The sequence below is a fragment of the Neotamlana sargassicola genome (assembly GCF_020523965.1).
Lineage (GTDB): Bacteria > Bacteroidota > Bacteroidia > Flavobacteriales > Flavobacteriaceae > Neotamlana > Neotamlana sargassicola.
In genome coordinates, this window is sequence record NZ_JAJAPX010000001.1 from 939,743 (window position 1) to 954,981 (window position 15,239).

A 15,239-nucleotide genomic window follows, 5' to 3' on the forward strand; every position below is an offset into this window, starting at 1 on the left:
GTTATTCATGTGGTATTGGTCGTTTTATTTTCAAATTATTTCAAAAACTGAAAAGCAATTAGGGCGGTTACATAAGCTAAACCACTCATAAAAACCAGTTGAAGCATGGGCCATTTCCAACTGTTTGTTTCGCGTTTTACAATGGCTAGCGTACTCATACATTGCATAGCAAAGGCGTAAAACAACAATAGCGAAATACCACTTGCTAGAGTAAAAACTTTGGTGCCGTTGCTATACGTTTCGGCAGCCATTTTGTTTTTTATGGTGTCTTCATCTTCATTATCGTTGGCACTACCAACACTATAAATAGTTGCTAAAGTACCCACAAAAACCTCGCGAGCTGCAAACGATGTTACAAGCCCGATGCCTATTTTCCAATCGTAACCTAACGGGCGAATGGCAGGCTCAATGGCTCTTCCAACTATACCAATATAACTGTATTCCAGCTTGTGTGCTGCAATTTTATCGTCTAATTCGGTTTCAGAAAGTGTCGGATTTTCAGTTTTTACAATCGTTTCAGCATTATTAAAATTATCACCAGGGCCGTACGATGCAAGTACCCAAAGCACAATGGAAATAGCTAAAATTATTTTACCAGCTTCTAAAATAAACGTTCGTGTTTTTTCGTAAACACTTAAAGCTACATTTTTAAATAACGGAATTTTATAACTTGGCATTTCCATTACAAAGTAACTTTTACTCTTAATTTTTAAAACTTTATTTAAAGCATAAGCCGAAATTATTGCTGTTAAAAAACCAATAATATAAAGCCCCATTAAGGTTAAAGCTTTGTAGCTCATTCCTAAAAATGTGCCTTCAGGAATTACTAGTGCAATAATTATAACGTAAACAGGCAACCTTGCCGAACAGGTAGTAAACGGTGTAACTAAAATGGTAATAAGGCGTTCTTTCCAGTTTTCAATATTTCTAGCGGCCATAACAGCAGGAACAGCACAGGCGTTTCCAGAAATTAATGGCACAACGCTTTTTCCGCTTAGGCCAAAACGCTTCATAATATTGTCCATTAAAAATACCACGCGGCTCATATAACCACTTTCTTCCAGCAGGGCAATAAATAAAAATAAGAATGCAATTGGCGGAATAAAAACCATGACACCACCAATACCAGCAATAATACCTTCGGCTAATAAGTTGGTAAATACGCCTGGTGGCAAGGTGTTTTTAACCCAGTCTGCAAGGGCTGCAAAGCTTTCGTCTATAAAATCGGTTGGTGGTCCAGCCCAATCGTAAACGGCTTGAAACATTAAAAATAAAATTATAAAAAAGATGAGGTAACCCCAGACTTTATGCGTTAAAATTCTATCTAGTTTAATGCGTAAATCGGTAGCTTCAGATAAATCTATTGTTAGCCCTTCTTTTAACACAGCATTTATAAACTGGTAGCGTTTTATAGTTTCTTTTTGTTGTAGTCGTTTTAAATCGGCAGTACTTTTGGTTTTAAAATCGTTAATATCATTAAAATCTTTACGCTGTATTTTTCCAAAATTTACATCTTGTGTAATTACTAACCAAAGTTTGTAAAGTAATTGGTTTGGAAAGGCTTTTTTTAAGTTGCTAAAGTAAGCATCATCAATAGTACTAATATTTAAACAAGGTGTTGTATTAAGTACGCCATAATTTGTAATAAGTTCTTTTAACTCGTTAATACCTTCATTTTTACGTGTACTAACAACAGCAATTTTGGTGTGTAATTGTGCCTCTAGGTGTTCAATATTTAAAGAAATACCTTTTTTTACCATTCTATCGGCCATATTAATTACCAAAAGTGTAGGTATTTCTAAATCTTTAATTTGCGTATAAAGTAATAAGTTACGTTTTAGGTTTTCAACATCGGTAACCACTACGGCAACATCAGGAAAATCTTTGTCGTTTTTATTTAAAAGTAGCTCAATAACCACACTTTCATCAAGCGACGAAGCGTTTAAACTATAAGTTCCTGGTAAATCTAAAATATGCGCTTTAAGTCCGCGAGGCAGTTTGCAAATACCTTCTTTTTTATCAACCGTAATACCCGGATAATTACCAACCTTTTGGTTTAAACCCGTTAAGGCGTTAAAAACCGAAGTTTTACCCGTGTTAGGGTTACCAATTAAAGCAACGTTTATTTGTTTACTCATTTAGCAGTTTTTTCAATTAAAATAAGTGCAGCCGTTTCTTTTCTAATAGCCAAATGTGAGCCATTTATGTTTAAATAAATAGGATCGGCCAGTGGTGCCACCTGTAATAACTCTACAGTATTACCGGGTAAACACCCCATTTCTAAGAGTTTTAAAGGGATTTCGCGAGACGACACATCTGTAATTACAGCCGTTTCACCTTTTTTTAAATGAGCTAAAGTATCTTGCAAACTTATTTAGATTGATTTTAAAGAAGCAAAAATAATGTAAAAAGTTTCAGGTTCAAAGTTTCAGGTTTAAAGTTTTCTAAATATCACAGTGTTTTAGGGCATTCCCCTAAAGGGTCGGGCTTTTCGTTACTAGTTTTGGCTCGATGCGCGCCTCGCCAAAAGCTATCCACTGCAATCCCTAATGCGGCAGGCTAACTACTGTTTGTATTCTTCCTTTAAAATATCGATATCGTTAAGTAAACGCTCAATTTCATCTTTATTCGTGCCATCGTAAAACCCACGAATTTGTCGTTTTTTATCAATAAGCATAAAGTTTTCGGTGTGTATCATATCAAAAGGGCCACCATCTCCAAAGTCTTTTACCGCTAAATAACTTTTTCTAGCAAGCTCATAAATTTGTTTTTTATCGCCAGTAACTAAATTCCATTTACTATCAATAACACCTTTTTCTTTAGCATAACGCTTAAGCTGAGCAACAGTGTCAATTTCTGGAGTTACGCTGTGCGATAGTAGCATAACTTCATCGTCATCTTTAATTTCTTTTTGTATATCGGCCATGTTTTTTGTCATAATAGGGCAAATGGTTTGGCAAGTGGTAAAAAAGAAATCGGCTACATAAATTTTATCTTTATAATCATCTTGTGTAATGGTTTTACCATTTTGGTTTACAAGACTAAAATTGGCTATTTTATGATATTTACGTTGGTGTTGTATGGTGCTATCTACCAATTGTTCATCAACCATAGCAGGTTGGTAAATGTTTAGCGGTTGGTAAACATTAAGTGTGTTATAAATTAAAACTAGAATAATAACCGAAATAATGGCAAAAACTATGGCAAACTTCTTGTAAACTTTAAAAAACGACAACATAACATTTAAATTTCACACAAAAATACATTGAAAATTAGAGCTTAAAAATTAATACTGAGCATAAATTAATGTTAAATGGTACTAGAGTAATTAATACTTTTTTTAAAGTTGGTTTAAAAGCTTACTTTTGTGCGATTATAAAAAATTGACTGAAAACAAACTATGGATTTTGTAATAAAAATATCTCAGTTTTTACTGAGCCTTTCCTTACTAATTATTTTACACGAATTAGGGCATTTTATTCCTGCAAAAGCATTTAAAACAAGAGTTGAAAAATTCTATCTGTTTTTCGATGTGAAATTCTCATTATTTAAAAAGAAAATAGGAGATACCGTTTACGGTATTGGTTGGTTACCACTTGGTGGCTATGTAAAAATTTCTGGAATGATTGATGAAAGTATGGATACCGAGCAAATGGCTCAAGAACCACAACCTTGGGAATTCCGATCTAAACCTGCATGGCAACGTTTAATTATTATGCTTGGTGGTGTAACCGTAAACTTTTTATTAGCAATTCTTATTTATATTGGAATGAGTTATTATTACGGCGATAAATTTTTACCGGTAGAAAATATAAAAGATGGTTTGCTAATTGAAAACACTGTAGCTAACGAAGCTGGTTTAAAAACAGGCGATAATATTGTAGCTGTAGATGATGTAAAAGTTGAAAACTATTCTGAAATTTCTGAGAAAGTTTTATTTGGAAAAGAAATTACTATCGAAAGAAATGGTGTGCAATCAAAAGTTGCAATGCCACAAGATTTTTTAGCCCAATTAATCGATTCTAAGGAAAAAGACTTAATAAGTTTAAGAATGCCTTTTGCTGTAGTACAAGTGCCAGATACATCTAAGAATGTAAATAGCGGTATTAAAAAGGGTGATATAGTTGTTGGTATAAATGATTATGAAACTAAATATTCAGACCAAGTACAAGATGCCTTAACAAAGTTTAAAGGTCAAGAAGTACAAGCTACGATTTTGCGAGATGGTAATAAAACCACATTACCGATGCAAGTTAGTAAAGAAGGTAAATTTGGTATTGTAGTATCTGGGGTAACACAAGACAATCTTGAAAAATTAGGTTATTACAAATTCGAAACTAAAAAGTACGGCTTTTTCGAGTCTATTCCGGTTGGTTTTACAAAAACTAAAGAACGTTTAGTATCATATTGGGGGCAGTTAAAGGCGATATTTACACCTAGTACTGGTGCATATAAAGGTGTTGGAGGTTTTAAAGCTATTTACGATATATTTCCGGAATTTTGGAGCTGGCAAGTGTTTTGGGGAATTACTGCATTTTTATCTATTATGCTCGGTGTTTTAAATTTATTACCAATTCCAGCGCTAGATGGCGGACACGTTATGTTTTTACTATATGAAATGATTTCGGGAAGAAAACCTGGTGATAAGTTTATGGAATACGCCCAAATGGTTGGTTTCTTTATACTTATAGCTTTAGTTCTATTTGCTAACGGAAACGATATTTATAAAGCTATTTTTAATTAATAAAAACCGCAGAGAAAAAAATAAATATTTTTTTGTTTTTGTTTTTGCAGAATATAAAATAATATATATATTTGCGCTCGCTAAGACAAAGCACAACCTTCCTCAGTAGCTCAGTTGGTTAGAGCATCTGACTGTTAATCAGAGGGTCGCTGGTTCGAGCCCAGCCTGAGGAGCTAAAAGCCTAACAGAAATGTTAGGCTTTTTTTGTGGATAAAATTAAGATAGATGACGTACTACATATATATAATATATTCTGAGCAATACGATAAATATTATGTTGGATATTCTCAAAACCCATGGGAACGCCTTATTAAACATAACACGGTGCCATTTAATACGTTTACTTCAAAATATAGGCCTTGGTGTTTAAGGGCGGTTTTTAAAGTTGGTGAACTTAAAACCGAAGCCATAAAACTAGAGAAATTCATAAAAAAACAAAAGAGTCGAATTTTATTAGAAAAGTTAATAGATTCCAATTTTATTTTAACGGGTAAATTGGCTCAGTTGGTTAGAGTTCCGCACATGCGGAATTAATCAAAGGGGTCTGCCGATTATTCGGCACCAGCCTGAGGAGCGAAAAGCCTAACAGAAATGTTAGGCTTTTTTTGTGGGTTAAACTTTTCTTGATATTACAGGGTTTTTGTTATTTGAGTTTCAAATAAAACTTCTAATCTTAATTGCTTTTGGATAAAAAAGAGGAGAAAAAGGCGACTGTTAATAATAAGCAGTCTTATCTTCTTTTAAGCGCCTATTAAAAAGCTTTATTTCAATTATAATTCATAAAATATAGATTGAATTTGGTTAAAATAAAATGTAGTTTTCTTTATTTTTGCCGTATGCAAAAAATACTAGCTTATCAACTAACTATAGTTTATTTTATACTGTTTGGACTAACATTACTAATTTTTCATCCAATTCAATGGTTTTGTAATAATGTTTTTGGTTACAAGGCTCACAAAATTAGCGTTGATTGGCTTCAATTTTTTATAATGAGAAGTTTAAATGCTTTAGGTACGCGGTTTTCGTTTAACATGGCTCATAAAATTCCAGAAAATGAGCCACTTATTATTGTTGCGAACCACCAGAGTATGTACGATATTTCTCCAATAATGTGGTATTTACGTAAGCATCATGTAAAGTTTATTAGTAAAAAATCTTTAGGAAAAGGAATTCCAAGCGTGTCTTATAACCTGCGACATGGTGGTTCGGTTTTAATTGAGAGGAAAAATCCGAGACAAGCTTTACCGGCAATTATGAAATTTGGGGAGTATATTGAGGAAACCAAACGTGCTGCCGCTATTTTTCCTGAAGGGACTAGAAGTAAAAATGGTAAACCAAGAGCGTTTCAAACGAAAGGTTTGGAAATACTATTTAAAAAAGTACCTTCGGCTATTATTGTTCCAATAACGATAAATAACTCGTGGAAATTGGTTAAATTTGGTAAATTCCCAATGGGTATTGGAGCGCACTTAAAGTTTCAAGTTCACGAACCATTAAAACTTTCCGATTTTGAAGATAAAATGGCGCTAATTAATCGCATTGAAGCAACCATAAAAGAGGCTATTCATTAAAAAAATATAAAAATGTCATTAAAAAATGTACGTTTAGAAGTGATGCAATTTCTTGAAAAAGATGTTGAAGAACTAATAGAAAAATATTTAATTCCTATTGATAAAATTTGGCAACCTACAGATTTTTTACCGAACTCTGAAGGTGATACATTTTTTGAAGAAATTGAAGAAATACGCGAGTTATCAAAAGAATTACCTTACGATTTTTGGGTGGTTTTAGTTGGCGATATGATTACAGAAGAAGCTTTGCCAACCTACGAATCGTGGTTGATGGATGTTGAAGGCGTAGATCAAGTAGGAAAACCTAACGGATGGTCTAAATGGGTAAAGCATTGGACCGCAGAAGAAAACCGACATGGAGATGTGCTTAATAAATATTTATACCTTTCAGGGAGAGTGAATATGAGAGAAATTGAAAAAACAACGCAATATTTAATTTCTGATGGTTTTGACATTGGAACCGACAGAGATCCTTATAAAAACTTTGTGTACACTAGTTTTCAAGAGTTAGCTACTTACATTTCTCATAACCGTGTAGCAAAAATTGCAAAAAAAGCGGGTAATAAACAACTGGGTAAAATGTGTCAAATTATTTCTGGAGACGAAATGCGTCATCATCACGCGTATTCAGAGTTTGTTGAACGCATTTTTAAAGTAGACCCAAGCCAAATGATGATGGCGTTTTACTACATGATGAAACAAAAAATTACCATGCCTGCTCACTTTTTAAGAGAATCTGGTGATAAAATTAGTACGGCTTTCGAAGAGTTTTCAAATACAGCACAGCGCATTGGTGTATACACATCAAACGACTATGTAGATATTTTACAAAAGCTTATTAATAGATGGGAAATTGATAAAATAACGAACTTAACCGATGAGGCCGAAAAAGCAAGAGATTACCTTATGAAACTTCCAGGTCGTATGTATCGCTTGGCCGAACGTATAAAAATTCCTGAAAATTCGTATCAATTTAAATGGGTAGAACCAGCTAGGGTAAAATAGTTTAAATGTCGCAGGAAGAAATTATTAATAAAACCAAAGCTTTTGTAAAAGATACACTGTTAAATGCCGAAGGTGGTCATGATTGGTTTCATGTTTTAAGAGTTTATAATAACGCATTACTTATTGCAAAAAATGAAACAGTTGATGGTTTTGTTGTTGCTCTAGGAGCGTTATTACACGATATTGCCGATAGTAAGTTTTATGATGGCGACGAATCTGTTGGTCCTAAAATGGCTCGTGAATTTTTATTTAATTTAAATGTAGATTCTTTAGTTATCGAGCATGTTGTAAATATTATTAAACATATATCATTTAAAAATTCACTTTCTGGAGAAACAACATTTACATCGAAGGAATTAAAGGTTGTTCAAGATGCTGATAGGTTAGATGCTATTGGAGCGATTGGAATTGCTAGATGTTTTAATTATGGCGGATTTAAAAACAGGCCAATGTTCGATCCAAGCATTGCACCAAATTTAAATATGACGAAGGCGGAATATAAAAACTCTACCGCGCCAACAATAAATCATTTTTACGAAAAATTATTGCTATTAAAAGATAAAATGAATACGGCAACGGGTAAAAAAATAGCAAGCAAGCGTCATAACTACATGCTTGAATTTTTAGATCAATTTTACAACGAATGGGACGGTAAATGTTAAACGGCCTCCGATTGTTGTATTATTAACTTAATTTCTTTTCGGTAGTTTGATGCCGTTTTTCCTGTAATTTCGGTAAACTGTTTATTAAAATGCGAAAAGTTGTTAAATCCACATTCGTAACAAATATCTGCAATGCTCATTTGGCTTTCGTTAAGCAGTTTGGTGGCATGAACTACACGATACTCGTTAACTAATTGAGTAAATGTTTTTCCGGTTGCTTTTTTAAAGTATCTACAAAATGCAGGAACAGTCATGCTTACTTTATCTGCTATTTCATCTAAAGAGATATGGTTCTGGAAATTTTGATTTACATATTTAAAAACAACATCAATTTTCGAGCTATCTTGGGCTTCGGCCTCAAAAGCAAATCCATCTGCGTTTAATAATTCATAGTCGTCTGTAGTGGCCAAGTATTCTAAAATCTCTAAAAATTTAATCACTTTTTTTAATCCTTCATAATTATTCAGTGCTTCAATTTTCGGACCTAACTCTTGTTTGGTTTCTACTTTAAAACGAATACCTTTTTTTGCTCTATCGAATAAACCTGCTAAATTGGCGCTTTCAGGAACTTGCAAAAAGCCTTCACCTAGAAAGTCCGCTTTAAACTGTATGGTGGTTTCAGTTCCTGTTGCGGTTAATCTATCTGTAAATCCATTATGAGGTAAATTAGACCCCATTAAAATTAATTGACTATTATTAAAGTAAGATAAATGGTTTCCTATGTGGGTTTTACCTTGGCCTTTATTTACATATATAAGTTCTAACTCTGGGTGAAAATGCCAATATGCAGTATTCTTATCAACAGTATCTACATGTTGTTTAACTAATATCGAACTACCAAAACTAGGCGTAAGTTTTCTAAATGTAGGTTTTTTGTTAATCATAATAATTAGTATTTTAAGGACAGTGCTATTATTATACAAAATTAGTATTTATTATGCGCACATTGTATATAAATTTCCCAAAATTGTGTGTTATTTTAACATTATCAGCATTTAACATTTTATTAATGGTTAATATAGCATATAAATTAGATAAAATATTTGTTTCGGTCGTTGAAATACATAACTATCTTTGAGGTGTATATTATTTGAAATAACCTCTTAAGATTAACTAAATAAAAATACCTTAATAAAAACAGTTTTATTGCTTTATTAAGGTACTTTTAGGTAATCGTAGACAATATAAACTCTAAAAATAGAGTAAAAATATTCATTAATAATTAGTTTAATGTCTTATTTAGTTTAGTTGGTAAAAGTGAGCTGTGGTGGCTCACTTTTTTTATTGTCTTATTTAGTTTAGTTAATATTTTGTGAAAATAATACAAAAAATGAATTACACAAAACATTTTCTACTTTTTTAACTATAAACTATGCTATTTTACCCCAAGTATTTAAAAATTGATAATATAGCATATAAACCAATCAATTCTATTGATTTTTATGAGTCCCTTTTAGTGTACTTTTGTATTGTTAAACATTATTAAAAGATTTCGATTTAATTTAATGTTTTCAGATTTAAAAAAATTGGTGGTAGATTTTTTTAAATCTATTAAATAAAAATCGATAAAAATATACTCTACAGAGTAAAAACATTCATTAATAATTAGTTTAATGTCTTATTTAGTTTAGTTGGTAAAGTGAGCTGTGGTGGCTCACTTTTTTTTTGTTATAAAAATTAACTTTTTTAATGGAGTCAAGTCATTTTTATTAAAAATCGGGCATAAAAAAACTGATTAATAAGTAATAAAATATTAACAATTAAAAAAATTGAGTGAATTTTAAAACCTATTAATCAGTTTCTAATTTGTTTATTTTTATGCTTTAAGTTTACAAAGCACTCGCAATAAAAGCTCTAAAATAATTTTAAAATAATAAATTAACAGAACTCGTTGTAGGCGTCCATTAAGTTTTCTGCAATTAATTCAGCAGGACGACCTTCAATATGGTGGCGTTCTAACATGTGTACTAATTCACCGTCTTTAAATAAAGCCATACTTGGTGAACTTGGTGGAAACGGAACCATGTGCCCTCTAGCAGCATCAACAGCTTCTTTATCTACACCTGCAAAAACGGTTACTATTTGGTCTGGTTTTTTTGCGTTTTGTAAGCTTAATTTAGCTCCTGGGCGTGCATTTGCTGCTGCACAACCACAAACCGAGTTTACTACAACTAATGTAGTGCCTTCCTGAGCTAAAGCTTTGGTTACGGCTTCAGGAGTGTGTAATTCTTTAAAACCAGCGCTCACTAAATCTTCACGCATTGGCTTTACTAATTCTGCTGGATACATATTATATTTTTTTTAATTAACAAATTTTAATTTTGTTCATTTCGAACTGGAATACAAAGATATCAATTGTGTAACAAAAACGCTGTGATATCTACAAACAAATATTATATTTAACCATAATAAAAATTTATACTATTACATGAGTTTTTCGAAATGGATAGGCGGCGCATTAGGATGGTCGTTTGGAGGGCCAATAGGAGCCATAATAGGTTTAGCTTTAGGAAGTTTAATAGATAACTTATCTGCTGAAGGCGGTAGCCCGTTTATTGGACAAGGTGAACCAAATACCAGAAGAAGGCAAACCACTTACCGTACACAACCGAGACAACGACCACAAACCCAATCGGGCGATTTTGAAGTTAGCTTGCTAATTTTAGCATCGGTAATAATTAAAGCAGATGGAAAGCAAGACCAGCGAGAACTCGATTATGTGCGTCAGCAATTTGTTAGTATGTACGGAAAAGATCGAGCAAATCAAGCTTTTAAATTATTTAAAAATATTAGCAAACAACAAGTTTCGGTTAGGCCAGTTTGTTTACAAATAAAACAAATGATGGATCATGCATCGCGCTTACAGCTCATTCATTTTTTATTTGGTATAGCCAAAGCAGATGGCATGGTAACTCAAGACGAAGAACGTCAAATTTATACCATGGCAGGTTATTTAGGAATAAGTTCTGTAGATTACCAGAGCATTAAAGCTATGTTTTTTAATAGCAGTGACAACGCTTATAAGGTTTTAGAAATTGAAAAATCGGCAACGGTTGATGAAATTAAAAAAGCATACCGAAAAATGGCCAAAAAATACCATCCAGATCGTGTTATTCATTTAGGTAAAGAACACCAAGAAGGTGCCGAAGAAAAGTTTAGGCAAGTACAAGCGGCATACGAGCAGCTGCAGAAGGAACTTGGATTTTAAAAAAAAGCCAACATTTATTATAGATGTTGGCTTTTATATTTTCACTTAGTACATAACTGATTACCGGTGTAAATTTTTTGTACTATTATCTTTATCGAAAACATAAACAATTTTATTACTGTTATTTAAGTAAACAGAAGCGAATTACCAGCCTTCGCTTTGTGCTGCTTCTGTAAGATGTTTTTTATTCGTTAAAAACAATCGAAGACTGTTCTTTACTTACCGTAAGTTTTACAGTTCTTCCTAAAATTAAAGCTCTATTATCTTTTTCATGACCAGCAGGCATGTTAAATGCAATAGGAAAATTGTATTCTGCCAATGCATCTAAAACCAGTTGCTCAATGCTAGAACCCCAAGGTGTGGTATTTTTTCGCATTTTACTCATATCACCTACAATTACACCTTTGCAGTTATCGAAATAACCGGCACGTTTCATACTTTGTAACATTCTGTCGATATGATATTTATATTCACCAATTTCTTCAATAAATAAAATTTTTCCAGAAGTATTAATGCTAGTGTTAGAGCCTAACATGGTGTGAATTAGTGTTAGGTTTCCTCCAACTATTTGGCCTGCAGCTGTTCCGATTTTATTGTATGCACTTCCTGTTAAAGTGTAATTTAGTGAAGTGCCAAAAAGCGCATTTTTAAATGTTGAAACGGTTTCGGCAATTTCAGATAAATCGTCGCGCATACTAGTACACATCATGGCGTGTATAGTTTCAACACCTTCGTTATGTATTTGGCTGTGTAAAGCAGTAATGTCAGAATAACCAATAAGCCATTTTGGGTTGGCATTAAATTTAGTCCAGTTTAATTTATCTAAAACTCTTACGGTACCATAGCCACCTCGTGCACACCAAATAGCGCTTATTGTTGGGTCGTCCATAGCTTTTTGTAGGTCTTCGCAACGTTCGTCGTCGGTTCCAGCAAAATGGTTGGCTTTACTAAAAACATGTTTGCCAATTACCGTATGTAAGCCCCAACTTTTCATTAAGTTTTGGGCTTGTTGTAATTCTTTTTCTCGATTTTTTAAAATACCAGATGGAGCTACAATAGCCACGGTGTCTCCTGGTTTTAAGTATGGAGGTTGCTTTAAAGTCATACTTTTTGTTTCAGTTGTGGTGTTTTGCGCAAAAGCAGATGGGTTTTCAACCAAAAAACTAGCGAAAAACAAGCTTAAAGTAATAAGATATTTGTACATAACGTAAATGTACATTTTTTTTCTAAATAGTAGTCAAAATGCGTACTTTTACGGCTTCAAAACAAAATATAATGTCAAAAAGATATACCATTACAACTGCGTTACCTTATACTAACGGTCCTATACATATTGGGCATTTAGCAGGGGTTTACGTACCAGCCGATATTTATGCACGCTATTTACGATTAACAGGAAACGATGTGGTGTTAATTGGTGGTAGTGATGAGCACGGTGTACCAATTACAATAAAAGCAAAAAATGAAGGTGTAACACCGCAAGATATAGTAGATAAATATCATGCTATTATAAAAAAGTCTTTTGAAGATTTTGGTATTTCTTTTGATAATTATTCGCGTACATCGGCGTCAATTCATCATAAAACAGCATCGGAGTTTTTTAAAACTTTAAATGAAAAAGGTGAATTTATTGAAGAAACCACAGAGCAGTTGTACGATGCAGAAGCTAATCAGTTTTTAGCCGATAGATTTGTTACGGGTACATGCCCTAAATGTGGTAATGAAGAAGCTTATGGCGATCAATGTGAAAAATGCGGAACTAGTTTAAACGCAACCGATTTAATAAATCCGAAGTCAACCTTAACCGGAAATACACCAACTTTAAAAGAAACCAAACACTGGTTTTTACCTTTAAATAAACATGAAGACTTCTTAAAAAAATGGATTCTTGAAGGGCATAAAAAAGATTGGAAACCTAATGTTTACGGACAAGTAAAATCGTGGATAGACGATGGTTTACGCCCAAGAGCAGTAACCCGTGATTTAGATTGGGGAATTCCTGTGCCTGCCGAAGGAGGAGAAGGTAAAGTGCTTTACGTATGGTTCGATGCACCAATTGGTTATATTTCATCAACTATCGAGTGGGCAGAACGCGAAGGTAAAGACTGGGAACCGTATTGGAAAGATGAGAACACGAAGCTTATTCATTTTATAGGAAAAGATAATATTGTGTTTCACTGCATTATTTTCCCAAGTATGTTAAAAGCCGAAGGCAGTTACATATTACCAGAAAATGTTCCTGCAAACGAGTTTTTAAATTTAGAAGGAAATAAACTATCAACCTCTAAAAATTGGGCGGTGTGGTTACCAGAATATTTAGAAGAATTTCCAGACCAACAAGATGTGTTGCGTTATGTGTTAACGGCTAATGCGCCAGAAACTAAGGATAACGATTTTACTTGGAAGGATTTTCAAGCCAGAAATAATAACGAGTTAGTAGCCATTTTTGGAAACTTTATAAACCGCGTGGTAGTTTTAACAAACAAGTATTACGACGGTGTTGTTCCAGAACCTAACGATTTTACAGATGTAGATTTAGAAACACTAGCTGCAGTAAAAGCATATCCAAACGTTATAGCAAGTTCTATAGAACGTTACCGTTTTAGAGAAGCAGGTCAAGAACTTATGAATTTAGCACGTTTAGGAAATAAATATTTAGCCGATGCCGAACCTTGGAAAGTAATTAAAGAAGACGAAGCAAGAACTAAAACCATAATGTACGTGGCATTGCAAATTGCAAGTGCTTTAGCAACATTAAGCGAGCCGTTTTTACCATTTACTTCAAAAAAATTGAAAAGCATTCTTAAAGTCAGTTCGAGTGCAGTCGAGAATTCATGGAATGATATTTCAGAAAAAGAAGTACTACTTCCAGCAAACCACCAAATTGGTAAAGCTGAACTTTTATTCAGTAAAATTGAAGACAAAACTATCCAGGAGCAACTAGATAAGTTAGAAGCAAGTAAAAAAGCAAACGAAGCGGCTAATAAAACGATAGAACCTCAAAAAGACGTTATTACTTTTGAAGATTTTACGAAACTTGATATTCGTGTAGGAACTATTCTTGAAGCTGAAAAAATGCCAAAAACTAAAAAATTATTGGTTTTAAAAGTTGATACAGGTATTGATACAAGAACCATAGTTTCAGGTATTGCCGAAAGTTTTTCCCCAGAAGAAGTGGTTGGTAAAAAAGTTACTGTTTTGGTAAACTTAGCGCCAAGAAAATTAAGAGGTGTAGAGAGTCAAGGTATGATTTTAATGACCGAGACTCCAGAAGGTAAATTGGTTTTTGTAAATCCAGATGATAATGATAGTGTGAAACCAGGATTACAGATAAGTTAATCAATAAAAACAGATATAATTATAATTTGAAAAGCACCTTTAATAGGTGCTTTTTTTGTTAAACTATAGTTAAAAATATTTAAACAAAACAAGATGTAAAACTCTGTTTTATAGTGATTTTAGTGAGTAATCTTTAAACTTCACAAACTCTTAAAATAAAGTAAAAGTAAAACCAATAGGTTATTTGGTATCGTAAATAAAGTAGTTATGAATCAAAAACAACTTTATGAAACGAATACTTTTATTATTTACACTTATTGGATTAATGTCTTGCGGATCATCAAAAGTCGTGCGGCAATCAAATAAGGTAATCAAAGGAAGTTGGTCGTTAAATTCAATTACCTACAGCCAACCGGGAACTTACAATGTTACTTTATTAAACGATGTTTCAAAATATTGCTTCGAAGGCAGTACATGGCAATTTGTGCCAAATAACAATACAGGAATTTATAGTATAAATAATACCGATTGTTCTGCAGGAGAACGCCATTTTGTATTTACAATTCAAGAAATTGATGAAACCACAGGACTTTACGACTTTTTGTTAAAGCCAACCACCGAGAAGTACAAATCGGAAACTAATGTAGGTTTCAGATTTAGTTTAACAAATCTATCTGAAACTACAATGCAGTGGCAGCAAACTTTAAATGTAGATGGACAACCATTTACAATAACCATGAATTTTTCAAAATAACAAGCTATCAAAAAAA

14 protein-coding genes and 1 tRNA gene are annotated in these 15,239 nt (G+C 33.0%); 9 read left to right on the top strand and 6 right to left on the bottom strand.

Annotated features, from left to right (window positions below; translation table 11 throughout):
• Nucleotides 1–35 precede the first annotated feature (35 nt).
• The 3 genes from feoB to LG651_RS04135 form a co-directional block, all read right to left on the bottom strand.
• Complete coding sequence (gene feoB, locus LG651_RS04125; RefSeq protein WP_226694881.1) at nt 36–2,138, bottom strand: ferrous iron transport protein B; 2,103 nt, start codon at nt 2,136–2,138, stop codon at nt 36–38.
• On the bottom strand, nt 2,135–2,368 hold the full coding sequence (locus tag LG651_RS04130; RefSeq protein ID WP_226541308.1) for a FeoA family protein: 234 nt from the start codon (nt 2,366–2,368) through the stop codon (nt 2,135–2,137). Before LG651_RS04130 ends, feoB begins: the two co-directional genes overlap by 4 nt.
• A 195-nt stretch (nt 2,369–2,563) precedes the next feature.
• The gene (locus tag LG651_RS04135; protein ID WP_226694882.1) at nt 2,564–3,238 is read right to left on the bottom strand and encodes an SCO family protein; all 675 of its coding nucleotides are present in this window, start codon (nt 3,236–3,238) and stop codon (nt 2,564–2,566) included.
• A 162-nt stretch (nt 3,239–3,400) separates the two neighbouring features.
• On the opposite strand from LG651_RS04135, the gene rseP reads away from it, so the two are divergent.
• The 6 genes from rseP (at nt 3,401) to LG651_RS04165 (ending at nt 7,982) form a co-directional block, all read left to right on the top strand.
• Nucleotides 3,401–4,744 (top strand): RIP metalloprotease RseP, encoded by a 1,344-nt coding sequence (rseP, locus tag LG651_RS04140; protein ID WP_226694883.1) that lies wholly within the window; start codon nt 3,401–3,403, stop codon nt 4,742–4,744.
• 99 nt (nt 4,745–4,843) lie between these two features.
• Nucleotides 4,844–4,917: transfer RNA gene (locus LG651_RS04145), tRNA-Asn, on the top strand.
• A gap of 52 nt (nt 4,918–4,969) precedes the next feature.
• Nucleotides 4,970–5,278, top strand: a complete 309-nt coding sequence (locus LG651_RS04150; RefSeq protein ID WP_226694884.1) for a GIY-YIG nuclease family protein — start codon at nt 4,970–4,972, stop codon at nt 5,276–5,278.
• A 302-nt stretch (nt 5,279–5,580) separates the two neighbouring features.
• A complete protein-coding gene (locus tag LG651_RS04155) occupies nt 5,581–6,315 on the top strand; it encodes a lysophospholipid acyltransferase family protein (RefSeq protein ID WP_226694885.1) in 735 nt (244 codons plus the stop codon).
• Nucleotides 6,316–6,327: 12 nt separating this feature from the next.
• Nucleotides 6,328–7,320 carry an acyl-ACP desaturase gene (locus LG651_RS04160; RefSeq protein WP_226694886.1) on the top strand — a complete coding sequence of 331 codons (993 nt, stop codon included), beginning with the start codon at nt 6,328–6,330 and terminating at the stop codon, nt 7,318–7,320.
• Nucleotides 7,321–7,325: 5 nt separating this feature from the next.
• Nucleotides 7,326–7,982 (top strand): HD domain-containing protein, encoded by a 657-nt coding sequence (locus LG651_RS04165; RefSeq protein ID WP_226694887.1) that lies wholly within the window; start codon nt 7,326–7,328, stop codon nt 7,980–7,982.
• Here the strand turns inward: LG651_RS04165 and LG651_RS04170 are convergent.
• Nucleotides 7,979–8,866: an AraC family transcriptional regulator gene (locus LG651_RS04170; RefSeq protein ID WP_226694888.1), complete on the bottom strand. Its 888-nt coding sequence runs from the start codon at nt 8,864–8,866 to the stop codon at nt 7,979–7,981. The genes LG651_RS04165 and LG651_RS04170 overlap by 4 nt on opposite strands.
• A 994-nt stretch (nt 8,867–9,860) precedes the next feature.
• Entirely contained in the window at nt 9,861–10,271 is a 411-nt protein-coding gene (locus LG651_RS04175; protein WP_226694889.1) for a BrxA/BrxB family bacilliredoxin, read from the bottom strand.
• A 139-nt stretch (nt 10,272–10,410) separates the two neighbouring features.
• Here LG651_RS04175 and LG651_RS04180 point away from each other — a divergent pair, with 139 nt between their 5' ends.
• Entirely contained in the window at nt 10,411–11,190 is a 780-nt protein-coding gene (locus LG651_RS04180) for a TerB family tellurite resistance protein (RefSeq protein WP_226694890.1), read from the top strand.
• 184 nt (nt 11,191–11,374) lie between these two features.
• Here the strand turns inward: LG651_RS04180 and LG651_RS04185 are convergent, their stop codons facing one another.
• Nucleotides 11,375–12,394 (bottom strand): S66 peptidase family protein, encoded by a 1,020-nt coding sequence (locus LG651_RS04185; protein WP_226694891.1) that lies wholly within the window; start codon nt 12,392–12,394, stop codon nt 11,375–11,377.
• A gap of 38 nt (nt 12,395–12,432) precedes the next feature.
• On the opposite strand from LG651_RS04185, the gene metG reads away from it, so the two are divergent.
• The gene (gene metG / locus LG651_RS04190) at nt 12,433–14,529 is read left to right on the top strand and encodes a methionine--tRNA ligase (protein WP_226694892.1); all 2,097 of its coding nucleotides are present in this window, start codon (nt 12,433–12,435) and stop codon (nt 14,527–14,529) included.
• A 226-nt stretch (nt 14,530–14,755) separates the two neighbouring features.
• Nucleotides 14,756–15,223, top strand: a complete 468-nt coding sequence (locus tag LG651_RS04195; RefSeq protein ID WP_226694893.1) for a lipocalin family protein — start codon at nt 14,756–14,758, stop codon at nt 15,221–15,223.
• Nucleotides 15,224–15,239 lie beyond the last annotated feature (16 nt).

Bases quoted from the DNA above. Each gene is read 5' to 3' on its own strand.
- feoB (WP_226694881.1), bottom strand. From the start codon at position 2,138: ATGAGTAAACAAATAAACGTTGCTTTAATTGGTAACCCTAACACGGGT.
- LG651_RS04135 (WP_226694882.1), bottom strand. From the start codon at position 3,238: ATGTTGTCGTTTTTTAAAGTTTACAAGAAGTTTGCCATAGTTTTTGCC.
- rseP (WP_226694883.1), top strand. From the start codon at position 3,401: ATGGATTTTGTAATAAAAATATCTCAGTTTTTACTGAGCCTTTCCTTA.
- LG651_RS04150 (WP_226694884.1), top strand. From the start codon at position 4,970: ATGACGTACTACATATATATAATATATTCTGAGCAATACGATAAATAT.
- LG651_RS04155 (WP_226694885.1), top strand. From the start codon at position 5,581: ATGCAAAAAATACTAGCTTATCAACTAACTATAGTTTATTTTATACTG.
- LG651_RS04160 (WP_226694886.1), top strand. From the start codon at position 6,328: ATGTCATTAAAAAATGTACGTTTAGAAGTGATGCAATTTCTTGAAAAA.
- LG651_RS04165 (WP_226694887.1), top strand. From the start codon at position 7,326: ATGTCGCAGGAAGAAATTATTAATAAAACCAAAGCTTTTGTAAAAGAT.
- LG651_RS04170 (WP_226694888.1), bottom strand. From the start codon at position 8,866: ATGATTAACAAAAAACCTACATTTAGAAAACTTACGCCTAGTTTTGGT.
- LG651_RS04175 (WP_226694889.1), bottom strand. From the start codon at position 10,271: ATGTATCCAGCAGAATTAGTAAAGCCAATGCGTGAAGATTTAGTGAGC.
- LG651_RS04180 (WP_226694890.1), top strand. From the start codon at position 10,411: ATGAGTTTTTCGAAATGGATAGGCGGCGCATTAGGATGGTCGTTTGGA.
- LG651_RS04185 (WP_226694891.1), bottom strand. From the start codon at position 12,394: ATGTACAAATATCTTATTACTTTAAGCTTGTTTTTCGCTAGTTTTTTG.
- metG (WP_226694892.1), top strand. From the start codon at position 12,433: ATGCGTACTTTTACGGCTTCAAAACAAAATATAATGTCAAAAAGATAT.
- LG651_RS04195 (WP_226694893.1), top strand. From the start codon at position 14,756: ATGAAACGAATACTTTTATTATTTACACTTATTGGATTAATGTCTTGC.